The organism is Rugamonas sp. FW305-51, assembly GCF_058786935.1.
Map to the genome: position 1 here is coordinate 87723 of NZ_JBYSZG010000015.1, position 21838 is coordinate 109560.

20 protein-coding genes, 1 tRNA gene and 1 pseudogene are annotated in these 21838 nt (G+C 65.3%); 9 read left to right on the forward strand and 13 right to left on the reverse strand.

The features are described 5' to 3' along the window. Window position 1: 1 nt before the first annotated feature. Window positions 2-2041: a putative bifunctional diguanylate cyclase/phosphodiesterase gene (locus AC3WOS_RS12870; RefSeq protein ID WP_492716354.1), complete on the forward strand. Its 2040-nt coding sequence runs from the start codon at window positions 2-4 to the stop codon at window positions 2039-2041. Between the two features lie 83 nt (window positions 2042-2124). Next, window positions 2125-2214 (forward strand) — tRNA-Ser (locus AC3WOS_RS12875). Between the two features lie 462 nt (window positions 2215-2676). Here AC3WOS_RS12875 and AC3WOS_RS12880 read toward each other — a convergent pair. Further along, window positions 2677-3006, reverse strand: a complete 330-nt coding sequence (locus AC3WOS_RS12880; protein ID WP_492716355.1) for a helix-turn-helix domain-containing protein — start codon at window positions 3004-3006, stop codon at window positions 2677-2679. On the opposite strand from AC3WOS_RS12880, the gene AC3WOS_RS12885 reads away from it, so the two are divergent. The 3 genes from AC3WOS_RS12885 (at window position 2987) to AC3WOS_RS12895 (ending at window position 5143) form a co-directional block, all read left to right on the forward strand. After that, entirely contained in the window at window positions 2987-3226 is a 240-nt protein-coding gene (locus tag AC3WOS_RS12885) for a hypothetical protein (protein WP_492716356.1), read from the forward strand. The two genes, AC3WOS_RS12880 and AC3WOS_RS12885, sit on opposite strands and share 20 nt — an antisense overlap. A 173-nt stretch (window positions 3227-3399) precedes the next feature. Next, window positions 3400-4350 (forward strand): cupin-like domain-containing protein, encoded by a 951-nt coding sequence (locus tag AC3WOS_RS12890; protein WP_492716357.1) that lies wholly within the window; start codon window positions 3400-3402, stop codon window positions 4348-4350. 358 nt (window positions 4351-4708) lie between these two features. Next, window positions 4709-5143, forward strand: a complete 435-nt coding sequence (locus tag AC3WOS_RS12895) for a hypothetical protein (protein WP_492716358.1) — start codon at window positions 4709-4711, stop codon at window positions 5141-5143. Between the two features lie 130 nt (window positions 5144-5273). On the opposite strand, the gene AC3WOS_RS12900 is transcribed toward AC3WOS_RS12895, so the two are convergent. After that, window positions 5274-5669, reverse strand: a complete 396-nt coding sequence (locus AC3WOS_RS12900; RefSeq protein ID WP_492716359.1) for a hypothetical protein — start codon at window positions 5667-5669, stop codon at window positions 5274-5276. Between the two features lie 299 nt (window positions 5670-5968). Here AC3WOS_RS12900 and tssK point away from each other — a divergent pair, with 299 nt between their 5' ends. From tssK to AC3WOS_RS12915, 3 genes are all read left to right on the forward strand, one after another. After that, entirely contained in the window at window positions 5969-7315 is a 1347-nt protein-coding gene (tssK, locus tag AC3WOS_RS12905; RefSeq protein WP_492716360.1) for a type VI secretion system baseplate subunit TssK, read from the forward strand. Between the two features lie 138 nt (window positions 7316-7453). Beyond that, window positions 7454-8665, forward strand: coding sequence for an alanine transaminase (alaC, locus tag AC3WOS_RS12910; RefSeq protein WP_492716361.1), 1212 nt, complete (start codon window positions 7454-7456; stop codon window positions 8663-8665). A gap of 189 nt (window positions 8666-8854) precedes the next feature. Further along, on the forward strand, window positions 8855-9391 hold the full coding sequence (locus AC3WOS_RS12915) for a hypothetical protein (protein ID WP_492716362.1): 537 nt from the start codon (window positions 8855-8857) through the stop codon (window positions 9389-9391). A gap of 34 nt (window positions 9392-9425) precedes the next feature. Here the strand turns inward: AC3WOS_RS12915 and AC3WOS_RS12920 are convergent. Together AC3WOS_RS12920 and AC3WOS_RS12925 are read right to left on the reverse strand one after the other, a co-directional pair. Further along, window positions 9426-9623: pseudogene (locus tag AC3WOS_RS12920) on the reverse strand (zinc-binding dehydrogenase); the annotation flags it as partial. Between the two features lie 18 nt (window positions 9624-9641). Then, window positions 9642-10688: an RNA-guided endonuclease InsQ/TnpB family protein gene (locus AC3WOS_RS12925; protein ID WP_492716363.1), complete on the reverse strand. Its 1047-nt coding sequence runs from the start codon at window positions 10686-10688 to the stop codon at window positions 9642-9644. Window positions 10689-10951: 263 nt separating this feature from the next. On the opposite strand from AC3WOS_RS12925, the gene AC3WOS_RS12930 reads away from it, so the two are divergent. Next, complete coding sequence (locus AC3WOS_RS12930; protein ID WP_492716364.1) at window positions 10952-12034, forward strand: AI-2E family transporter; 1083 nt, start codon at window positions 10952-10954, stop codon at window positions 12032-12034. A gap of 101 nt (window positions 12035-12135) precedes the next feature. Here AC3WOS_RS12930 and AC3WOS_RS12935 read toward each other — a convergent pair whose 3' ends face one another. The 9 genes from AC3WOS_RS12935 to AC3WOS_RS12975 form a co-directional block, all read right to left on the reverse strand. After that, complete coding sequence (locus AC3WOS_RS12935) at window positions 12136-12360, reverse strand: hypothetical protein (protein ID WP_492716365.1); 225 nt, start codon at window positions 12358-12360, stop codon at window positions 12136-12138. A 137-nt stretch (window positions 12361-12497) separates the two neighbouring features. Beyond that, a complete protein-coding gene (gene cls / locus AC3WOS_RS12940; RefSeq protein ID WP_492716366.1) occupies window positions 12498-13886 on the reverse strand; it encodes a cardiolipin synthase in 1389 nt (462 codons plus the stop codon). Continuing rightward, entirely contained in the window at window positions 13883-15967 is a 2085-nt protein-coding gene (locus AC3WOS_RS12945) for a site-specific recombinase (protein ID WP_492716367.1), read from the reverse strand. Before AC3WOS_RS12945 ends, cls begins: the two co-directional genes overlap by 4 nt. Before the next feature lie 110 nt (window positions 15968-16077). Beyond that, window positions 16078-17382, reverse strand: coding sequence for an acetyl-CoA hydrolase/transferase family protein (locus AC3WOS_RS12950; RefSeq protein ID WP_492716368.1), 1305 nt, complete (start codon window positions 17380-17382; stop codon window positions 16078-16080). A gap of 199 nt (window positions 17383-17581) precedes the next feature. Then, window positions 17582-18112: a DUF3617 domain-containing protein gene (locus tag AC3WOS_RS12955; protein WP_492716369.1), complete on the reverse strand. Its 531-nt coding sequence runs from the start codon at window positions 18110-18112 to the stop codon at window positions 17582-17584. A 97-nt stretch (window positions 18113-18209) separates the two neighbouring features. Beyond that, entirely contained in the window at window positions 18210-18356 is a 147-nt protein-coding gene (locus tag AC3WOS_RS12960) for a lmo0937 family membrane protein (protein ID WP_492716370.1), read from the reverse strand. A gap of 156 nt (window positions 18357-18512) precedes the next feature. Further along, entirely contained in the window at window positions 18513-19199 is a 687-nt protein-coding gene (locus tag AC3WOS_RS12965; RefSeq protein ID WP_492716371.1) for a glycine zipper 2TM domain-containing protein, read from the reverse strand. 220 nt (window positions 19200-19419) lie between these two features. Beyond that, window positions 19420-19641 carry a YMGG-like glycine zipper-containing protein gene (locus AC3WOS_RS12970; RefSeq protein ID WP_492716372.1) on the reverse strand — a complete coding sequence of 74 codons (222 nt, stop codon included), beginning with the start codon at window positions 19639-19641 and terminating at the stop codon, window positions 19420-19422. 125 nt (window positions 19642-19766) lie between these two features. Beyond that, a complete protein-coding gene (locus tag AC3WOS_RS12975; protein WP_492716373.1) occupies window positions 19767-21794 on the reverse strand; it encodes an AsmA family protein in 2028 nt (675 codons plus the stop codon). Between the last annotated feature and the right edge of the window lie 44 nt (window positions 21795-21838).

The window sequence follows — 21838 nt, forward strand, 5'->3', positions numbered from 1 at the left end:
CATGCTGGCCCATCCCGTCTCCAACTTCCTCAGTCACAGCGCCGCCCTTTGCGACGCGGTACTGCGTTTGCGGGGCCAGGCACTGGCAGACGAGCTGGGCCGCATCGTACGCGAAGTGCTCAACAGCCCCGTCGGCCACTACCTGCCGGCCGACCAGCAGGACGACGGCGGCGCGGCGGCCAGCGCCCTGGTGCAGGAAGTGCGATTCGAACACCAGCTGTTCGGCCGCTTCGTCGTGGCCGGGCGCGACAGTTACAGCGCGCTCGACGAACAGCACCTGGCCAGCCTGGCCAGCCTGGCCGGCAGCGTGCTGCAAGTGCACTCGCTGGCGCAGCGCTCCACTCACGCCTACGTGCAAGTGGAAGCCCAGCTGCAGCACCAGTCGCAGATCCTGGACCAGATGCACGAATCGGTGCTGACGATGGACTTGAACGGCTTCATCACCAGCTGGAACAAGGGCGCCGAGCGCCTGTTCGGCTACAGCGCCGTGGAAGCGGTGGGGCGCAACATCCTGTTCCTGTACGACGACGAAGACACGGGCTTCCGCGACGCCTTCCTGGAGCAGGGCGGGCGGCTGATGGAAGTACGGCGCAAGAAAAAGAACGGCGACATCTTCTGGGCCAGCCTGTCGCTGTCGCCGCTGTGCGACATCAACGACCGCTCGATCGGCCTGATCGCCTACCTGACCGACATTACCGAGCGCAAGCTGGCCGAAGAGCGCATCCACCACCTGGCCTATTACGACGCGCTGACGGGCCTGCCCAACCGCACGCTGCTGACCAAGCTGGTGGACCAGGCGCTGACGGTGGCCCAGCGCAGCAAGCTGCAAGGTTGCGTGCTGTTCATCGACCTCAACCGGTTCAAGCTGATCAACGACACCCTGGGCCGGCACGCCGGCGACGAACTGCTGCGCGAGGCGGCGCGCCGTTTCCGCAGCGTGTTGCGCGACCAGGACCTGGTGGCGCGCCTGGGCGGCGACGAATTTGCCGTTGGCCTGTTCGACATCAGCCAGCACTACGAAGCGAGCATGGTGGCGCACAAGCTGCTGACGGCGCTGAGCGCCCCGTTCCTGATCGACGGCCACGATTTGCGGGTGGGCGGCAGCATCGGCATCAGCGTCTATCCGCAGGATGGCGGCGACGGCGAAACGCTGCTGCGGCTGGCCGACATCGCCATGTACCGCGCCAAGCAGCAGGGCGACGCGGACGGCGACCATGTGGCCTTCTACAGCCAGGACATGAACCAGGGCATGCAGGAACGCATGCGCATCGAAACGGGATTGCGGCACGCGCTGGGCAATGGCCAGCTGCTGCTGCACTACCAGCCCAAGTTTTCCATCAGCACGGGCAAGATCATCGGCGCCGAAGCGCTGGTGCGCTGGCATCATCCGGAGCGGGGGCTGGTGCCGCCGGCCGAATTCATCCCCTTGGCCGAAGCGACGGGGCTCGTGGTGCAGGTGGGCGAGTGGGTGCTGGAAGCGGCCTGCGCGCAGGCCCAGCAGTGGAAGCAGGCCGGTTTGCCGCCGATCCGGCTGGCCGTCAACGTCTCGGCGCGCGAGTTCACCTCCGCGCTGCCGGGGCGGGTGACGGAGACGCTCAAGCGTTACGGGCTGGAGCCGTCGTGGCTGGAGCTGGAGATTACGGAAAGCACGCTGATGCACAACATCGACCGGGTGATCGGCATCATGGACCGCATCACGGCGCTGGGCGTCACGCTGTCGCTGGACGATTTTGGGACGGGGTATTCCAGTCTGTCGTATCTGAAGCGGTTCCCCATCGATACGCTCAAGATCGACCGCTCGTTTACCACCGGCATCCCCAGCGACGCCAACGATTGCGCGATTGCCAGCACCATCATCAGCATCGCGCAGCAGCTCAAGCACAAGGTGATTGCGGAAGGAGTGGAGACGGTTGAGCAACTGGCCTTCCTCAAGAGTTCCGGTTGCGATGAAGTGCAGGGCTATCTGTTTTCCCGGCCGTTGCCGGCGGAGCAGTTTGAACAAGCGCTGCGTGACAACTGGCGGCCGGCGCAGGCGGCCTGATGGCGGGTTGACTGGGGCTATGTTGCGCGGTGGTAGCTAACGGCTACCAAGGTGGGGTGAATTCTGTATAATGCTGCCACTCAGGAAGCGTGGCCGAGCGGTTGAAGGCAGCAGTCTTGAAAACTGCCGACGGGGAAACCCGTTCGTGAGTTCGAATCTCACCGCTTCCGCCAGGAAACAAAGAAAGCCGCCCTCGGGCGGCTTTTTTGTTTCCTGACGGAAGCGAGCAGGGCGCCTGCGCGCCCTGCGTGTGAGATTCGAAGGGCTTGGGCCTACTGGCCCAACCCGCCCCGAATCGCCCGATTGCTGCCCGCGGAGCGGGCAGCTACGCGCGCCGGGGGCGCGCGGTCAGCACACACTAGCATTCAAAGCTGGCGTACCGGCGGCGCATCCAAAAAAAAATTTCCGCATCGCAATCAATCCCTCCGGCAATCAGCTATATACGCATCGTGCTTGGTATCGGATGTCCAGGAAATCCGGGGTTCCTCAATGTCCCGCCAGCGTTGTTCGCTGAACTTTTCAGTAGACAGCCGCAGGTGGCTTGAGATAAGAGTGTCCGCTATTGACAGTACACCTCACTGACCCGGGTTCGTGCTGGCTCGTGAGCATGAGTCAATCGTGGTTCGGCCGCACGATTAAATGTCGAGCAATGAGGCGTTAATGCCAAGCGCAGCGGCGATCTTCTCGCGGCTGGCCTTGCGTGGCTTCTTGCCCACTTCCTGCTGGGCATAGGCGGGCTGGGTAATGCACATGCGTTCTGCCATCTGCTGTTGCGTCAGGCCCAAATGTTCGCGCCACGCACGCACAGGTGTCCAATCGTTCTTGACCATGAGGCCGACCACTTCATGCGGCGTGTAGTCGCTGTTTTCCTTGTGGTCACGGATATAGTCGTCGTAGGGAATGACAACGAAGGCGGGCCGGCCATCCGGCCCGTTCAGGATTTGTATGTTAGTAGGTGCGTTCATCGCGTTTCCTCACTTCTTCGATTTGTACAATGTGCAGCGCCCCAATGTCAGGCTGGGATGGCGGCCGCGCTGGAGCGCCACCTTCTTCATCGACAACGTGTTCGACAAGATCGGCCAGACGGGGCTGCCCGTGGCCATCTCGGCCGACCTGCCCACCACGCGCCGCATCGCCATCAGCCGGCCGTGCACCGCCGGCGTCAAGGTGGAGGCATCGTTCTAGCCCTTGCCCGGGCGGCGCGCGCATGGTCCTGCGCCACGCTGACAGTACTGCTGCATGGCGGTGCTTGTATACTGTGCGGTCATCCGCAATATCCCGCCGGGAAAAACGACGCCGAGGCGGCGCATGCGCGGCGGGCGCAGCACATGGAAGTCTTGAGAAGATAGCGAAGGTATATGTCCGAGGAAAACAAAACAGTGGCGCCCGATCCGGCGCCGCCGCAGGAGCGTGCGGTGCGGCGCTTGCCGCCGCCCAGGTCCGCATTCGAAGCCGCGTCGCCCGAAGCGGCCATGGCCAGAAAGCAAGCGCTGGAACAGAGGGATGCCCAGGTGCGGGGCGTGAGCTCGATCGCGGCGATGCGCGAGGCGATCAAGCGCGCCGCACGCACCATCCCCACGCTGTCGGCGGTGCCGCGCATGGGACCGCTCAACGCGGCCGCCTTCCGGGCGCAGGCGGAGCAGGGCGTGCCGTTCCTGATCTCGGGCCTCGTCAACCGCTGGCCGCTGACCACCCTCACGCAAGAAGTGCTGCGCGAACGCTACGGCCACGTGCCCGTGCGGGCGCGGGTGGGCGACTACATCAACACGGCGTTCGCGCCGGACCGCGCCATGCAGGACATGTCGCTGCGCGCCTACCTGGACCTGGCCGCCACCACGGAAGGCTTGCCGCCCTACCTGGGCAACCTGGAACTGCGCGAACTGAACAGCATGTGCCACTGGCCCACGTATTTCCGCAAGATGGGACCGCCGCGCTTCTGGCTGGGTCCGGCCGGCACGGTGACGCCGCTCCATTGCGACTACGACGACAACATCTTCGCCCAGATCTGGGGCAGCAAGCGGATCTTCCTGGCGCCGCCCCATCACGACGCATTCCTCTATCCCAGCGAAGCGAACGCCATCCTGTTCGGCTCGCCGTTCGATCCCGAGGCGCCGGACTACGAAAAATTCCCCCTGGCGCGCCAGGCGGCGATGATCGAATGCATCGTCCATCCGGGCGACATGCTGTATGTGCCGGCCGGCTGGTATCACCAGGTGCGGGCGCTGACGTTTTCCCTGTCCTCCAATCGGTGGGCCAGGGCAGTGCCGTTTGCCTTGAGCGGCGACACGTCGGTGCAACGGCCGGGCTGACGGGCAGGGGCCTTGCCAAGGTGTGCCGTCAGCCTGGCCCACAAATGGTGACGGCGATGGCTACCTTGCTTTTGCGCCTCGAATTGCCGTAGCGAAAATGTGGTCATTTTAAAAAAAAACAACACTGCCACTCGATATCATCGAACTATCCTGGCGTCTGGCAGACTCGGCTTTCCGCCGGTTCTATAATCGGCATTGGGTTTGCGTGCGCAACGGGCACAGCGGCGACTGTCCAATGCCATCATGGCTGCCCGCCGGCTAACGCCCGCGCACCCCATCCGCAACAGCTGGTCAGCAATCGAAGTCCGTCCTTTCCTCTCACAAACAGCACGCCGCGACGCGGCGCAAGGAGAAACGCATGGCGCATTTCATACAGATTGGTGGACTCAGGGACAAGTGCTACGTACAGATTCCGGATGGGATCTGGTCGGCGCGCAGCGACCTGGAGCAGAAGCAGATCACGGAGGCGGTCGAGAAGGGCTTTATTTCCGATACTGCCGGCGGGATAGGCATCAAGAAGTCGCCCCGCTATCACATCAGCATCAAGTCCGACTACCGGCTGTGCACCCAGTTGACGGCCGAGTTCGCCAGCCAGACTTTCCGTTCCAACCAGTTGACGCCATTTGTTTCGCCATACGAGGGGCGTACGCCGGCCACGGCCGGCGAGCAGCGCCGCTGGTTCGAGGAAGAGCGCACGGCGCGCACGGATTACGACCGCAACGTGACGGACGTGGTGCTCAAATTCCTCAATTTTGACCGCGAGAAGAACCATTCCAACCTCAGTACGCCCTGAGCGGCGGCAGGCATAGGGCGCGCGTGCCGCTGCCATGGCGATCCCGGCAGCTGATGGTGGCTAGTTCCAGGCAAGTGCGGGCGGCATGCTGCCGCGCGGCAGGGAGCGCGCGTCCGCACGGCGGCAGCGGTCAGTAATCGAACTTGGTGCTGCGCGCGTTGGGCCGGAACAGGGGCGGAGCCGTTTGTTCGGCCCGTGCCGCTACACGCGCGAGGCGGGCTTCTTCGGCCTGCCGCGCGCGCAGCTGCTTGTGCTCGTCGATGCGGCGCTGGGTGCGCAGATTGTGCAGGCAGGTCTGGAAATGATTGATCTTTTGCCGCATGGCGACGGCCCACACCAGGCCCAGCACGAGCAGGGCCAGCAGGTAGCCGGCCTGCCAGCTGCCGTAATTCTGGTCGATGACGGGAAAGAAGGGGCGGGCCCGCTCCAGGCTGTCCTGACCGAACAGGGCCAGCGGCACGGCGAGCACACCCAGCCCGAGGGTGGCGGCCATGTGCCAACCGCAGGTCTTTAATTGTTGATCCAAGAGTTCTTGTGTGATGGCTGCGCTGGTCATGGGGTTTTCTCATGCGTCGGCAACGACCTGCCGCGCGGGGCGCAAACGGCGCCGGGGCGGTCCGCTGTTACGGTCGTTATTATCTCATCTATTTTCCCCTGGGGAAAGTAAGTTGCCGTATGGGATTTCTCAAATACACGGCAAATCATGGCTGGCCGCTGCGGATGGATGCCGGGCCGCGCCGGCCCCATCCATTTCCTGAGATGCATCAAGGCCGGCGGCGCTGGCCATTGCATGCTTGGACCACACGACTTCCCACGGAGAACAAGATGAGCCTGCCATCGAAAGTGCTGTGGTCCGAAGGGTTGACCCTGGGGCCGCAACAGTTGCAGCAACTGGACCGCTATCACGAGGTGCGCCTGCAGCGCACGGCGGCCGCCATCAATCCCCATCTGTGGGGCGTGCGCGCCTTGCAGTGGGACGACGACGGCCTGGCCAACAACCGCCTGACGGCCGACATCATGTCGCTGATCTTTCCCGACGGCGAGCTGTACGAGGCGCCCGGTTCGGATGCGCTGCCGCCCACGGTGGATCTGTCCAAGCTGCCGCCCGACACGCAAAGCTGCCTGTTTTACGCGGCGCTGCCGCAGTTCACGGCTGACGGCGCCAACCTGGCGCATGGGGAAGCCGACGGCGCCCGCTACAGCCAGGTCGACCGCGAAACGCCGGACCTGTACACGGGCGCCGTCAGCATCGCCGTCAGCTATCTGCGTCCGCGCGTGCGCCTGCTGTCGGAGCTCGAACCGCGCAACGCCTGCGTCTGCGTTCCCGTGGCGCGGGTGCGGCGGCTGGCCGACGGCGGCTTCGAGCTCGATCCGGCCTATCTGCCGCCCAGCGTGACGGTGGGCGCCGCGCCACTGCTGCAGCGGCAGGTCGACAAGCTGCTGGGCAAGTTGAACGTGAAGATAGAGTCGCTTTACAGCCGGCACCGCCAGACCAGCAAGAACGTGTTCGAAATCCACAGCGGCGATATTTCCTCGTTCTGGATGCTGACCACCATCAGCACGGCCGGCGCCGGCCTGACCCATAGCGCGCAATACCGCCAGCACCATCCGGAGCTGCTGTTCGACCGGCTCATGATGCTGGCCGGCGGCCTGATGACGTTCTCGCAGAAATACGCGCTGGCCGACCTGCCGGCCTACGACCACGCCGACCCCGCGCCCGGCTTCGCGCGGGTGGACGCCATCATCCGCGACCTGGTGGACACGGTGATTTCGTCGCGCTACTTCACCATCGCGCTCGAACTGGACGAGACCAAGCCCACCCACCATAAGGGCAAGCTGGACGCGGCCCGCATCGATGGCAAGACCGCGCTGTGCCTGGCCGTGCATGCCGACATGCCGCCGCTGGAACTGGTGGCGGCCGTGCCGCGCCTGCTCAAGGTGGGCGCGCCGGACGACGTGGAGCGCACCATCCTGTTCGCCTTGCCTGGCGTGGAACTGATGCACATGGCACAGGTGCCGCCGGAAGTGCCGGTGCGGCCCAACACCTTTTATTTTTCCATCGAGAACAAGGGCGCGCTGTACGAGAACATGCTGAAGGCGCAAGCGATCGCCATCTACGCGCCGGTCAATTTCAAGTCGCTCAAGCTGGAACTGTTCGCCATCACGTCGTAGCGGGCGCCGTGGCGGGCAGCAGTGTGAAATGTGCGCGGGGGGCTTGTCAGCGCGCATTTCTTTCGGCTAGTATGGCTGCAGGCACACGCATGTGCCAACGTCGCTCGGACGGTTCCGGGCGCTTACGTAAAGACATTCATGACTACCACACCTCCTGTGCGCAGCTTTGCGCGCATCGACCGCCTGCCGCCCTACGTTTTCAACGTCACCGCCGAACTGAAGCTGGCCGCCCGCCGGCGCGGCGAAGATATCATCGACATGTCGATGGGTAATCCGGACGGCGCCACGCCCCCCCATATCGTCAACAAGCTGGTCGAGACCGTGCAGCGGCCCGACACGCACGGCTATTCCGCCTCCAAGGGCATACCGCGGCTGCGGCGCGCCATCACCAAGTGGTACAAGACGCGCTACGACGTCGAGTTCGATCCCGATTCGGAAGCCATCGTCACCATCGGTTCCAAGGAAGGCCTGGCGCACCTGATGCTCGCCACGCTGGACCGGGGCGACACGGTGCTGGTGCCCAACCCCAGCTACCCCATCCACATCTGGGGCGCCGTGATCGCGGGGGCCGACATCCGCTCCGTGCGCATGACGCCGGGCGTGGACTTTTTTGCCGAGCTGGAGCGGGCCATCCGTGAAAGCTATCCCAAGCCCAAGATGATGGTGCTGGGCTTCCCGTCCAACCCCACGGCCGAATGCGTGGAGCTGGAATTTTTCGAGCGCGTGGTGGCGCTGGCGCGCCAGCACAACATCCTGGTGGTGCATGACCTGGCTTATGCCGACATTGCCTTCGACGGCTGGAAGGCGCCGTCCATCATGCAGGTTCCTGGCGCGCGCGACGTGGCGGTGGAATTTTTCACCATGTCCAAGAGCTACAACATGGCGGGCTGGCGCATCGGCTTCATGGTGGGCAACAAGGAACTGGTGGCGGCACTGGCGCGCATCAAGAGCTACCACGATTACGGCAGCTTCACGCCGGTGCAGGTGGCGGCCATCGCCGCGCTGGAAGGCGACCAGAGCTGCGTGAGCGAAATCGTGGCCCAGTATCAGCGCCGGCGCGACGTGCTGCACAAGGGCTTGAACGAGGCGGGCTGGGCGGTCGACAAGCCGAAGGCGTCCATGTACATCTGGGCCCGGATACCGGAAGCGTACCGGCACCTCGGTTCGCTGGAGTTTGCCAAGCTGCTGCTGGCCGAAGCCAAGGTATGCGTGTCGCCCGGCATCGGTTTTGGCGAATACGGCGACGACTATGTGCGCTTCGCCCTGATCGAGAACGAGGCCCGCATCCGCCAGGGTTTGCGCGGCATTAAGGCCATGCTGCGCAAGGGCGACGGCGCCGGCGCGAAGTAAATCCTACACGGCGGGGACGGTGCGCCTGCCGTCCCCGCCGTAGCCGCCTTCGGTGGTGGCGCCATGCGCACCGGGCGTCCTGCCTTTGCGTCTCTCTTTAAGGTGGATCAAATTCCCTGCGCGTCGCGCATGATGGCCGTCCCCGCTTTTGCTACTGTAGCGTGGATCCTCATCCCGGAGCGACGCATCATGTCTACCGTGCCCGTCCGCGTCACCATACAGCGCCTGCTGACCAGCGTGCGCAGCCTGGAACAGCAACTGCGTGCCATGGGCCTGCCCCAGTGCATGGCGCGGCTGCCCGTGTTCTGGTTGTGCTGGCATTACTGCCGCATGTTGCAAAGGAAGATAGTGCGCATGCGGCGGGTCGCCGCCAAGTTCCAGCACTGGCTCGATACCGTGCGCCGGATAGCGGCCGACAGCGCGGCGCACCTGGAAATGCTGGATATGGACAAGGGCATGACGGACGAGGTGGAGTCCACCCGCAAGACGCTGTGGGAATTGCGCGACTGCTGCCTGGAGATAGGCGCCATGTTCGAGCAGCTGGGCTACACGTCGTCCCGCCTGCGGCGCAGGCAGGACGAATTCCTGCGCATCATCGCCGCATCGTACGAAGTGGCCGGCGTGCTGCAGGCCGAACTGGCCACCCATGACAACGCCGTGCTGGCGCTGCTGCGCGATATGCGGGCGCAGGAATTGGCCGCCTGCGGGCCGCTGCCCGGGGTGTAGCGGGCGCGGCCGGGCCGGCCGCCGCCGTCAGAACCCCTTCCAGGACGATCTTGCCCATGGCGCGCTGGCTTTCGATCAGCGCGTGGGCCCGCTTCAGGTTGGCTGCGTTGATCTTGCCATAGCGCTCGGACAGCGTGGTCTTGATGAGGCCCGTGTCGACCAGATGCGCCACGTCGTTCAGCAACTGGTGCTGTTGCTGCATGTCGGCCGTGCCGAACATGGAACGCGTGAACTTGGCGTCCTCTCCGCCCTAAAGGACGGAGATTCCCACAACTGGCGTCGCACGTCCGCGACGGAGTATGTTTAGCGCAGCATTACGATCACGATCATGTACCACACCGCAATCACTGCAAGTCCACACTCTTATTCCAAGGTCTGCGATACCTCTCGGCCTCGCGTCGGGCATCGCGCCGCAATGCGAGCAGACCTGGGTGGTGTAACGTTCGTCCACTTCCTCAAACCAGGCGCCATGCTTAACAGCCTTGTACGCCAGTTGAATGCGAAAGGACGACCAGCCAATGTCGTAGACCGACTTCGCCATGCTGGTTCTGGCGAGCGCACTGGCGTTGACGTTGCCGACCACGATGTAGTCGAAGGCGGCGACAAGCGCGCTGGTGCGGGTATGCAAGTAGTTCAGCCGCTGGTTGGCGACCTTGGCATGGATGGCCTGGACGCGCCGCTTCTTGCGCGCACGCTGCGCCACGGCCAGCGCCGCCTCGGCGTTGCGGTAGAAATGGGGCGCGGCGATGGTGCTGCCATCGCTCAGCGTGGCCAATTCCTTCAAGCCCAGGTCGATGCCGACGCCCCGAGCCGGCACCCGGGTCGGGGCTGGCGCCACTTCGACGACAATATTGAGATACCAGTTGCCGCGCCGGTCACACGAAAAGTTGGTGCCATCAAGAATTTTGCCTTCCGGCAGTTGCCGGGAATGGAATACGCGAAACGTGTTGCCGGCAAACCGGAAGGCATCACCCTCGCGCTTGAGTTCTCGTCCTTTCAGCGGCACCCAAGGCAAGGACTTCCTGCCGCGATAGCGCAGGTACGGGCGGTGCGACTGCGCACGGGACTTGGCGTATTGCTGACAGACATCATTGACCGTGCCGGAATGCAGTCCAAGTTCCTTGCTGCATCCCGTCGTCAGTTTGATCAGGTCGAAGCCTGTATGCCAACGCCGGCCGAAGCGCAAGGCATCCTTCTGCCGGTCGTTGCAGTAATTCCAGACAAAATTGACTGCCCGAGCCTGCTGCCTCAGCAAGCCAGTCAGCGATTTGACGCGGTATCGGTAGACCAGTTTCATAGCCATTCGACCGAAAGTGACTACAAGAGTTCCATATTGATCTTCCACCTTTGCCTGGTTGGTGAGAGCTTTGTCTTATAGTTTACGGGCTTGGTTGAATATGACGGTTTTTCTGCCGGTACAAACGACAGCGCAGCGGTGGGCAACGGTAGATTGCGGTGGACGTAGCTGCATTGAGGGCAATGGAAATATTTTGCGTCCCCATGGTTGCGGCAGGCGGAAATGCCCTTACCATTCGTTCAATCTTAACCGGAGGCATATCCATGACCGAAACCCAGCGCGACATATTGAGTGCCGGCTTTTCCCTGACCCTGATCGCGCTGGCCGCCTTCGTGATGCAGCGCTTTTTCCTGCCGCTGGTGTGGGCCGGCATCCTGTGCGTGGCCACGTGGCCGCTGTACCGCCGCGTGCTGGCCCGCATGGGTAACCGGGCCGTGCCGGCGGCATTGCTGTTGACACTGGTCTGTGCCTGCGTGTTCGTGCTACCGGTGCTGCTGGGCCTGACCCAGGCCGCGCGCCAGGCGCCGCAACTGGCCGCCTTTATTGCCGGCGCCAACACGGATGGCATCGCCGTGCCTGCCTTTCTGCATGGACTGCCGTTCGCCGGCGAGGCCATTGCCGACTGGTGGCAGGCCACGCTGAGCCAGCCGCATGGACTGTCCCATCTGTTGTCCGGCAGCGGCCTGGGCAGCTTCCACACGGCCGGTGACATGCTCAAGAGCATGGGCGCCGGCTTTTTCCATCGGCTGGTCGACTTCGGCCTGGCCTTGCTGTGCCTGTTCTTCTTCTACAAGGACGGCATGGCCTTGACGCGCCAGATTACGGCCATCGGCAGCCATTGCTTCAGCGAGCAGCGCTGGGGCCGCTACGCGGCCAAGATACCCACGGCCATCCGTGCCACCGTCAACGGCCTGGTGCTGGTGGGCCTGGCCGAGGGCGTACTGATCGGCATAGGCTATGCGCTGGCCGGCCTGTCATCGCCGGCGCTGTGGGCGGCCGTGACGGGCATCCTGGCCATCATTCCGTTCGGTGCGCCGCTGGCCTTCGTCAGCGCGGCGGCTGTACTGGTCGTGCAGGGCAGCATACCGGCGGCCGTTGCTGTCGCCGTCTGGGGCACGGTGGTGCTGTTCGTGGCCGACCATTTCGTCCGTCCCGGCATGATAGGCAATGCAACGCGCTTGCCTTTCCTGGCCGTGCTGTTCGGCATCCTGGGCGGCGTGGAAACGATGGGGCTTGTCGGCCTGTTCATCGGTCCCGTCGTCATGGTGCTGTTCGTGACCCTGTGGTACGAGGCGGATGTGTTCGATAGCCGGGCAGCGGTCGCCAAGACGGATCACAGCGTGTGAGCAGCGTGCACACGTAAGCTGCATGGCATACACCTGGCCCGCTTGCCGTCAGTACAAAGATCGGCGCAAAGATCAGCGCAAGCGGCCGGTGCCGGACGGCATCAGTGCGCTTTCGACAGGATCAGCAGCCAGCGGCGCAGCAGCAGCACTTCCAGGTGGCCAGGTTCGACGCCGGTGTCCATTTCGATGACGGGATTGACGGCGTAGTAGCGCTTGCGGAAGTCACGGCACACCAGCATTTCGCGTTTGCCCATGCGAAGCAGGAAGGACATCGGTGCGTACTCCAGACCAAAACGGGAACCAAAGCTGCTATTCAGTGTTGTCATGACAATTCCTTTGTAGGGAGATGTGTTTAACGAGTCATCAGAATAGCATAACTACTGTATGAATACACAGGTACTGTACAAATAATCAGTAAAACCGCCGGCTTGTGGTTTTTCCGCCAACGCCGCGCCGCGGCCCGTCACAGCCAGTACGTCATGATGCGGGCCAGCCATTCGCGCAGGCGCTCGGCCAGCGGACGCGCGCGCCAAGCCTGCAGTGTGATCTCGGCCGAATCGCTCAAGTCTTCCCGGAACGCGCTTTCCATTTCGGTACCGAAGCTGTCGCCCAAAACCACCACGTTGAGCTCGCTGTTGTGCAGGAAGCTGCGCGTGTCGATGTTGGTCGATCCCACCGTGGACCAGTTGCCGTCGATGACGGCGGTCTTGGCATGCAGCACGGCCAGTTTGAGCGCATGGATGTGGACGCCCGCCGCCAGCAGATCGTCATAGGTGGCGCGGCCCGCGTAGAGCACCAGGCCCAGGTCCGACTTGCCGGGCACGACGATGCGCACGTCCACCCCGCGCCGGGCCGCGGCCGCCAGCGCGGCCACCGTCTGCTGGTCCGGCACGAAATAGGCGGAGGTCAGGTGGATGGCGCGGCGCGCCTGCTGGATCGCCAGGCTGTAGGCCTTGTAGATTTCGAAGTGGCCGTCCGGATCGCTGGCCAGCACGCGCACGATCTTGTCGCCGGCCTTCGCCAGGGACGGGAAGTAATGGGCGTCGCGCAGGTCGGCCGCGTCCTGGCCAGCCCAGGTGCGCATGAAGACCCACTGGAAGGCGGCCACGGCAGGGCCTTCCACCATCAGTTCCGTGTCGCGCCAGCCCGGCTGCGTGGCGGCGGCAGGCTGGCTGCGGGCCCGGAACAGCGAACTGCGCGAATACATGCCGCTGATGTTGAGGCCGCCCGTGAACGCCACCTTGCCGTCCACGATCAGCAGCTTGCGGTGGTCGCGGTTGTTGAGGCGCCACTCGTCGCCGCGCAGGCGCGCCGGATTGACGGGGTTGAACGCCACCAGGTGGATGCCGGCCTCGCGCATGCGGTCGAAGAAGGCCTGCGGCACGTCCAGCGTGCCGACGCTGTCGTACAGGATGTTGACGGTGATGCCGTGGCGCTGGCGTTCCATCAGCAGGTCGGCGAACTGGCGGCCCAGCGCGTCCTGTTCGAAGATGTAGGTTTCCAGATTGATGTGGTCGGTGGCGGCGGCAATCGCGGTGGCCATGGCCGCCATGGTCTGCGGGCCGTCGTACAGCAGCGTGCATTTGTTGCCCGCGATGAGGGGCACGCCGGTGGCCGCCTCTTCCAGCGCGGCCTGGGCCTGCAAGTCCAGCGTGCCCTTGGGCCAGCGCTTGCGCAGCAGGGCCTGGGTGCGCGTCTCGCTGAGGGCACCGTGCGCGCCCGTGACGTTGGGGGTGGACGCGGGCGTCAGGGTGCTGCCCAGTTCCTGCACATCGGGCAGCGAGGCGCAGCTGCCGACTGTCCAGCACAGCAGTGCCATGGACAGCCAGCGTGCCGCGCCCGGCCCGTTCATCTGAGCGCCTTTGACGGTGAGGCATCGGGCGCCGCGCCGTCCCGCGCGCCGATGAAGAAGGTCACCGGTCCGGCCAGGAATTTTTGTCCCAGCACCTTGAGCAGCCGCAGGCCATGGCGGAAGCGGACCTGGCGCGAACGCAGCGCCACCCACAGCGCCAGCCCGAAGCTGACCAGCAGGTTGACCGCACCGATGGCCAGGAAGCCGAGCACCGACTGCGCAGCCAGCTGCCAGCTGATCTGGTAGTCGAGGCCGACGAGGGCGGTGGCGAAGTTGGCCGACGAAAAAGTGACGTGGCGGATATCGAGCGGCAGGCCCAGCAGGAAGCCCAGCGTGCCTATCGTGCCCAGCAGGATACCGAAGTAGCAATTCCCCATCAGTCCTCCCAGATTGTTTTCCAGGTAGAGGCCCAGGCGCACCAGGCGTTGCTGGCCGATCAGCCGGCCCAGGCCGCGCCGCTGCGCGATGCGCTGGGCCCAGCGCGTGTAGAGCGCCTGGTTATCATAATACCCCGAGATGAGACCGGCCACGAACAGGCACACGCCGGCGATCATGGCGTAGAACAGGGCGGGGCTGCCGATGGGATCGATGTCGTGCAGCAGGTGCATGGCCTTGTCCGGTGTGACCAGCTGGCGGCCCGTGATTTCCCGGTAGCCGACGGCGATCAGCCAGGCCGTGGGAATGGCCGTGGCCAGGTTGCCCAGCACGGCCGTGAGCTGGGTGCGGAACACTTTACTGATGAGCTCGGCCATGCTGTCGAGGTCGATGTTGCGGCCATCCTGGCTGTGCAGGCCGGCTGCGATGCGCGAGGCCGTCATGGCCGGTTGCTTGGTAGCCACCGTGAAGTGCAGCAGGTGGATGAACATGAAGCCCAGCGAGTAGTTCATGCTGTACAGGAAGGCTTCCACCAGCGGCGCGGCGCGCAGGTAGGACATCAGGATCTTGAACATGGCCATGAAGCCGATCACCAGTCCGGCCCCGGCCGAGGACATGAACATGGCCGCCAGTTGCCGGCGGTCGTCGGCCACGTAGTGCTCGCCCGTGCGGCTGGCGTTTTCCGTGATGTTGCGGGCCAACAGGTCGATATTGTCGGCCAGCAGGTCGCGCACCGTGTACTTGTTGTTGTGCGCCGCGATCAGTTCCAGCGCCAGCGCCACGCCGGCCGCGCGGCGCTTGCCGACCGCCTCCGGTCCCGCATCGGGCGGCGCGGCGTCGGCCGCCACGGCCTCCAGGTCCACCGTGGGCGCGCTGGGCAATTCGCCGCTCAAGTCCACCAGGAACAGCAGCTTGCGCAGCCGGTCCGTGCTTTGGGTGAGCGATACCAGCAGGTAGGTGAGGGCGATGCTGGTGCCCTGGCTCAGGGCCTTCTTGCGGATCTTGGCCACCACGGCATCGCACTGGTCCAGCATCACCAGCAGGTGGCGGGCATCCTCGATCGTGTCCGCGCTGCCGGCCAGCAGGCGCTGGTAGCCTTCCAGGTAGGCGGCCACTTCCACGTTCTGTTCGACGAAGGGCGAATCGTAGGTTTCCACTTCGGTGTGGAAATTGGTCAGGCGCGGCTCCAGCCCCAGCGCACAGACGCGGTAGGACAGGGTGCGTATCGCTTCCAGCAAGCCGGGCAGGAACAGCCGGCGGCCATCATCCGGGCTGCCGCCGGCCTGGCTCAGCACGTCCAGCAGGGCCAGCCAGTCGGCGGCCGGTACGGCGCTGATCCACAGGTAATCGCTGCGCTTGCACAGCAGCTGGTCGAGCGCATCGCTCAGGTAGTCGTCGCCCAGCGCGGGCGGCAGCATGCGGTAGGCGATGCGCCGCTTGAGTTCGGTGAAGAAGCCGTCATTCGACAGCACGCCGATCTCCGTGTACAGGCTGGCGTGGCGGCGCGCGGCCAGCAGCCGGCAGGCATAGGCGCGCAAGGCGGCGGCGTGGGCCGGATTACCCTTGAGCAGCTGGCATAAGGTGCGAACGTTGGCCGTGGCCCGTTCTGCGTCGGTGGGGCGCCGGGGGCGCAAGGTGTTGAACAGCTCGACCATCAGGCCGATATCGCTGCTCTCCGCGGTGATGCGTTCGAGGATAGCGAGCATGCAGGGATACGGACCAGCCGCATTGGTGAAAACGACAGTGTATCCTTTTTGGCCAGCGTGTTCCGTGCGCTGGCGTACATGGCCGCCAGCGCGCCCTGGGCCCGCGCCTGCTAGCAGAGCAGCATCTTGCTGGCGGCGGCCCGCAGCTCGGCCCGGAAGTTCGGGTGGGCGATGGCGATCAGGGCCTCGGCCCGCTGCTTGGCCGACTTGCCGCGCAGCTGGGCCACGCCGAACTCCGTCACCACGTAGTTGACGTCGTTCTTGCTGGTGGTGACATGGGTGCCCGGCGTGAGCGTGGGCATGATGCGCGAAATGGTGTCATCCTTGGCCGTCGACGGCAGCACGATGAAGGACTTGCCGCCGCGCGAGCGGTTGGCGGCCCGCACGAAGTCGGCCTGGCCGCCCGTACCGGAGTAGGGCAGGTGGCCGATGCTCTCGGAGCCGCACTGGCCCAGCAGGTCGACTTGCAGGCTGGCGTTAATGCTGATCAGGTTGTCGTTCTGGCCGGCGATGTAGGGATCGTTGGTGAAATTGACCGGATGCATTTCCAGCATGGCGTTGTGGTGCATGAAGTCGTACAGGCGCTTTGAGCCGAGGGCGAAGGTGGCCACCATCTTGCCCGGCAGCAGGGTCTTGCGCCGGTTGGTGACGACGCCCGCCTCGACCAGGGACAGGATGCCGTCGCCGATCATTTCCGTATGGATGCCCAGGTCGTTCTTATTGGTCAGCTGCATTACGACGGCGTCGGGAATACCGCCGTAGCCGATCTGCAGGGTGGAGCCGTCGGCGATCATGTCGGCCACGTATTTGCCGATCGCTTCCTGCACCGGGCCAATCTTGGGCAAGCCCACTTCCAGCACCGGTTCGCTGCTTTCCACCACGGCGCTCACCTGCGACACGTGGACGTGGCACTGGCCGTGCGCGAACGGCACGTTGGGATTGACTTCCAGCACGATGACGCGGGCCTTGGCCACGGCCGCCATCGTGTAGTCGGCGCCCAGGCTGAGTGAGAAGAAACCGTGCTCGTCCATCGGCGAGGCCATGGCGAACACGACGTCCGACGCGATCTGGCCCCGTTCGATCAGGCTGGGCAGCTCGGAGAAATAGGCAGGGATGAAATCGGCCCAGCCGGCCTGGCCGGCCGGGCGCGAGGCCCCGCCGAAGAACAGGGCCACGTGCCGCACGTGCTCGACCGTCTCGCAATCGAAATAGCCGTATTTGCGCATGGCCAAAATCTGCGCCACCTTGATGTCGCGGAACTGGCGGCGTTGCTCCGACAGGGCAGTGAGCAGGGTGGGCGGTTCGCCCACACCGGAGGGGACGATGATGGCGTCACCGTCGCGCAGCAGCCGCAGTGCGTCGCTGGCCGTGCCGCGTTTGCTGTCGTAGAGCGCTTGTGCAGATGGGCGTTGCATGGGTATTCAGCCTTTCACAATAATTGTCCCGCAGTATTGTGGTTCACTATAAACCGGCATGGCTGCGGTGCGACGGTCCATGAAAGTATTTTATTTTTGTTGTTGCCGGATAGGTCACAAGGCGCAGTTTCGTCAGGACGATGTAAGGCTGATCCGCTTAGATGCAAGGTGGTTTGCCGCTGTTGGGCGCAAATGTTGATCAGCGCTGGCCCTGTGCGCAACTGGGGGCCAGCCAGCGGCCGGCTGTCTCCACCGTCATCTGTTCCGGCGCGCCGCGGGCGCTGGTGGTCACGTTCATGTGCATGGTGAAGGCCGTATCGCCGTGGAAGCGCACCTGGCCCTGGCCGCTCGATGGCGGATTGGTGCAGCTGAAACTGACGTTCATGCCGCCGTTCACCTGCTGGCTGTGGCTGCTGCACTGGCCTTGCTGGCCGGTGGGCAATTCGTGGCGGGCCGCCATTTCCGGCGTAATGCAGGCACTCATGACGACGCCGCCATTGCCCGCCAGGCGCGGCATGGTGGCGCCGTTCTGGGCCATCATCTGTTCCATTTGCTGGCGCTGGGCCGGCGGCAGGTTGTTCAGCTGCTGGAGCGCCGCCGTCATGGCCTGGTCGACCTCGGCGTTGGCGCTTTTCATCTTGCTGTTGAGTTCCCACTGTCCCGGTTTCATCGTTTGCGCGCCCGCATGGGCGGCGGCGAAGATCAGCAAGAGGGCAGGCAGGCGTGACATGGCAGCTCCAGTTGGTGGGGGAGCTTGCAGGATATACCGAACGGGGCGGCGATGCGAGCGGCGCGCAACGGGACGGTTGCGCGCGCGATGGGGACAGTTAAATACTGCGTCCGCTGATCAGGCGCAGCAGCACCATGACGATGGCTACTACCAGCAGGATGTGGATGAAACCGCCGATGGTGTAGGAGCTGACGACGCCCAGCAGCCAGAGGACGAGCAGGATGACGGCAATGGTATAGAGCATGATAATTCCTTCGCGAAGGGTGTGCGCCGGACGGAGGCCGGTTTGCCGGTTGGCAATCGCGGCGCCGTGCTGTATCGCACAGCGCCCTATCCGATTCCGATTCTCACCCTGGTGCCGCGCATGGTCTGTACGGTGCCGTACACGTGCGCCCGGCCGTCAGCGTGCGGCGCGCAGGGTGCCGTTGACAATGCGCACCGGATCGCCGGCGCGCCAGTTCTGTGCCGACTTCAGGTGCACGGTGCGGGTGCGGCCATCGTCCATGCGCACCACGACGTTGTAACTGTGGCTGGACTTCATATTGCCTTCGATCTGGTTGCCGGCCACGGCGCCGCCGATGGCGCCGGCCACGGTCGCCAGCTGGCGGCCATGGCCGCTGCCCACCTGGTTGCCCAGCAGGCCGCCCAGCACGGCGCCGCCGGCCGCGCCCAGGCCGCTGCCCTGGCCCCGGGTCTGCACTTCATGGATGGCGGTGATCACGCCGCAATTGCTGCAATGGTGGGCCGGCGGTGCGGACGGGGCCGGTCGCGGTGCCGATGGTTCGTCCGCCTGCGGGGCCTGGGCCCATTGCTGGGCCGGCACCGGTGGCTGGGCCGCCGGCGGGGCCGCCGGCGCCGGCTGCGTGGCCTGGGTGGCCAGGGCCAGCTGTACCGGCTCCTGCGGCGCCGGCGCGGATGCTACCGGGCGCTGCAATGCCGGCACCGGCTCGTAGCCGCTGCCGGACGACGACGGCAGCCAGCCCAAAATGGCGGCCGTGCCGACGCTACAGAACAGCACGACGGCCACGGCAGCAATGATGAGTATAGGATGGGTGACCTGCTGGGCCGAGGCTTCGTGTATATGCATGACGCTTCCTGGGTTGGATAAGTGGCAACGGCCTGGGGCCGCTATCGGGATGCAAGGATTTTCCTCTGTTGCATCTCCCCGTTCTGTGCGTCAGCGTACATACGGAGCCAATTGGTGCCGTTACAGGCGTATCCGGCGCGCCTGGGCCAGGCGGCGGCGGCGCGGCGCCGCGGGCGGCATGCCCGGGCGCTTGCGCGCGCCGGCTTGCACCGGCTTGCGCTTACCTGTGCTTGTCGATCTGGTTGCCGATCACGCCGCCGACGGCGGCGCCACCGACCGTGCCCACCGAGCTGCCGTTGGTCAGCACGGAGCCGGCCACGGCGCCCACGCCCGCCCCCACGGCCGTGTTGCGGTCGCGGGTGGACATGCCGGAGCAGGCGCTCAGGCCGATAGTGCCGATCAGCATGGCCGCGGTCGCGACCAGTTTTGCTGTGGTAACCATAATGTTCTCCTTGATGATGGCGACGGTGCGGCGAGCGCTCCAGTGCCAATAATTGCAGGCTACGGCGGTTCGGACCGGCAGTCCGTACGCCAGCACACATAGACAGGCGGCGCCGCGGCCGGCCGTCAGTGACGGGTCGCGGCGCCGCGCGGCGGCTGGTTGGCGGCCTGGGCCAGCAGGGGCGCGCAGCCGCTGACGGGCGTGCCGCCGGGGCCGGCGTTGACCAGCGGCAAGATGGCCGCCACCGGCGCCACGGCCGCCAGCGCCAGTGCGCCGCCCGCGCGCAGGGCCAGTACGCCCTTGTCCAGGCTCACGTTCGGCTGCTTGAAGGTGCCGCGCACGTAGATGGGGGCGCGCAGCGAGAAGATGCGCAAGCCCTTGCTGTCGGGCTTGAGCGTCAGGTCCAGCTTTTCCTGCGCCAGGCTGACCGTGCCCGTCACGTGCAGGGTGGCGTCGTCGGTGTCGACGATGAACTGGCGTGTGTGCATCAGGCCGTTGTTGACGCCGAAGTCCGTCAGCATGCAGTTGAGCTTGACCTGCTTGTCGCCGAACAGCTTGGCCAGCACCACGTTGCCGATGTTCAGGCCCATTTCCTCCAGCAGCAACTTGCTGACGCTGCCCTGGTTGATGACGGTGTGCAATTCGCCATTGGACGAGGCCAGCAGGCTGGCCACGGAATTGCCGGTGGCGGCCAGGTTGGCGTCGCCGTTCAGCTCGCCCACGCTGGCCTGCTGGGCGGCCAGGGCCGGGAACAGTTGCTTGAGCTGCAGGTGGCGGGCGCTGGCCTTGAGCGTGCCTTGCAGGGCGTGCGGGTTGCGCTTGCCGCTGCCGTCGAGCCGGATGTCGGAATTGAGCTTGCCGCCGGCCACATCGAAGGTCAGCGGCGCCAGCGTCAGCACGCCGTCCTGCAGGCGCAGCGTGGTGTCGAGCTGGTGGATGGGCAGCTCCCGTTCGCGCACGATGCGCTGGGCCCGGAAGCGCACGTCGGCGTCGATGCTGGTCCAGCGTTCCGTCTTGAACGTTTCCACCGGCAATACCTTGTCGCCCGGCTGCACCGGCGCCACGCCGCGCGCCTGCTTGCTGGCGTTGGAGTCGGCGCCGATCAGCGGCGCCAGGTCGGCAAATTGCAGCAGCGTGGAATGGACGGTGCCGGCCAGCCGGGGCCGCGCACCGCCGGTGGTGAATTCGAGCTTGCCGCCGATGTCGCTGGCCCCCACCTTGCCCGTAAAGCGGTCATAGGTCCAGTGGCTGGCGTGCGGCCCCAGGCTGGCGCTGAGGTGGCCGGCCGTGCGGTAGGCCGGCGTTTCCGGCAGCAGCACCCCGGTCAGGCCGTACAGGCGCGCCATGCTGGCGCCCGCCACCTGCAGCTGCAGGTCGAGCGCGGCCAGTTCCGTCGGCTTGGTCAGCGTGCCGGTGACGGCGATGTCGGTGGCGCCCACTTTCAGGCGCGCCGTGAGGGGGTAGGGCAGCAGTTGCTGCTGCAGCGACAGCACGGCGCCGGCCTTGCCGCTGCCTTGCACGGGCAGGCCGTTCCAGCGCCCGCGCAGCTGCCAGGCCACGCCGTAGAGCGGGTCGTCGGTGACGGTGTCGACCTCGGCCGTGGCATCGGCCCGGGTCAGGGCGTCGAGGTAGTGCGCGCTGCCCTTGGAAAACACCACCTGGCGCAATTGCAGCCGCCACGGCGAGGGCCGTTCGGCCGGCTTGAAGGTCCAGTTGTCGTGGCCCTGGGCGTCACGCTGCAACAACACGGCCGGCGTGTCGAAACGCAATTCCGGGATCACGATGCGGTGTTCCAGCAGCGGCAGCAAGTCCAGCGTGAAGGCGAACTGGCGCACGCTGGCCATGTCGTCGCCGGCGGCGGCCGGCATGGACGGCGGCTGGCCCAGGTGCACGTCGTTGGCCACCAGGTGGGGCAGCGGCAAATAGTCGCGCCAGGTGGTGTCGGCCGCCGTGTGGCCCTGCCGTTGCCACGTCAGGCGCAGCTCGCCGCGGATGGCGAACGGCCGGCCCAGCGCCTCGCTCACGCGGGCGTCGAGCCAGGGCCGGGCGCTGTTCCAGTCCACGTTGAGCAGCACGGCGACGGCCAGCGCCGGCAGCGCGATGGCGACGGCGGCAATGATCAGGGCGATACGGGCGGGACGGGACAGGGACATGTTCAGCCTATGGGTTGGTCGAGCGCGCGAGCATAACCGAGGCG

Bases quoted from the DNA above. Each gene is read 5' to 3' on its own strand.
- AC3WOS_RS12885 (WP_492716356.1), top strand. From the start codon at position 2,987: ATGTTAGTAGGTGCGTTCATCGCGTTTCCTCACTTCTTCGATTTGTAC.
- AC3WOS_RS12930 (WP_492716364.1), top strand. From the start codon at position 10,952: ATGACCGAAACCCAGCGCGACATATTGAGTGCCGGCTTTTCCCTGACC.
- cls (WP_492716366.1), bottom strand. From the start codon at position 13,886: ATGAACGGGCCGGGCGCGGCACGCTGGCTGTCCATGGCACTGCTGTGC.
- AC3WOS_RS12895 (WP_492716358.1), top strand. From the start codon at position 4,709: ATGGCGCATTTCATACAGATTGGTGGACTCAGGGACAAGTGCTACGTA.
- AC3WOS_RS12955 (WP_492716369.1), bottom strand. From the start codon at position 18,112: ATGTCACGCCTGCCTGCCCTCTTGCTGATCTTCGCCGCCGCCCATGCG.
- AC3WOS_RS12965 (WP_492716371.1), bottom strand. From the start codon at position 19,199: ATGCATATACACGAAGCCTCGGCCCAGCAGGTCACCCATCCTATACTC.
- AC3WOS_RS12935 (WP_492716365.1), bottom strand. From the start codon at position 12,360: ATGACAACACTGAATAGCAGCTTTGGTTCCCGTTTTGGTCTGGAGTAC.
- AC3WOS_RS12890 (WP_492716357.1), top strand. From the start codon at position 3,400: ATGTCCGAGGAAAACAAAACAGTGGCGCCCGATCCGGCGCCGCCGCAG.
- AC3WOS_RS12950 (WP_492716368.1), bottom strand. From the start codon at position 17,382: ATGCAACGCCCATCTGCACAAGCGCTCTACGACAGCAAACGCGGCACG.
- alaC (WP_492716361.1), top strand. From the start codon at position 7,454: ATGACTACCACACCTCCTGTGCGCAGCTTTGCGCGCATCGACCGCCTG.
- AC3WOS_RS12970 (WP_492716372.1), bottom strand. From the start codon at position 19,641: ATGGTTACCACAGCAAAACTGGTCGCGACCGCGGCCATGCTGATCGGC.
- tssK (WP_492716360.1), top strand. From the start codon at position 5,969: ATGAGCCTGCCATCGAAAGTGCTGTGGTCCGAAGGGTTGACCCTGGGG.
- AC3WOS_RS12870 (WP_492716354.1), top strand. From the start codon at position 2: ATGCTGGCCCATCCCGTCTCCAACTTCCTCAGTCACAGCGCCGCCCTT.
- AC3WOS_RS12960 (WP_492716370.1), bottom strand. From the start codon at position 18,356: ATGCTCTATACCATTGCCGTCATCCTGCTCGTCCTCTGGCTGCTGGGC.
- AC3WOS_RS12880 (WP_492716355.1), bottom strand. From the start codon at position 3,006: ATGAACGCACCTACTAACATACAAATCCTGAACGGGCCGGATGGCCGG.
- AC3WOS_RS12915 (WP_492716362.1), top strand. From the start codon at position 8,855: ATGTCTACCGTGCCCGTCCGCGTCACCATACAGCGCCTGCTGACCAGC.
- AC3WOS_RS12925 (WP_492716363.1), bottom strand. From the start codon at position 10,688: ATGAAACTGGTCTACCGATACCGCGTCAAATCGCTGACTGGCTTGCTG.
- AC3WOS_RS12945 (WP_492716367.1), bottom strand. From the start codon at position 15,967: ATGCTCGCTATCCTCGAACGCATCACCGCGGAGAGCAGCGATATCGGC.
- AC3WOS_RS12975 (WP_492716373.1), bottom strand. From the start codon at position 21,794: ATGTCCCTGTCCCGTCCCGCCCGTATCGCCCTGATCATTGCCGCCGTC.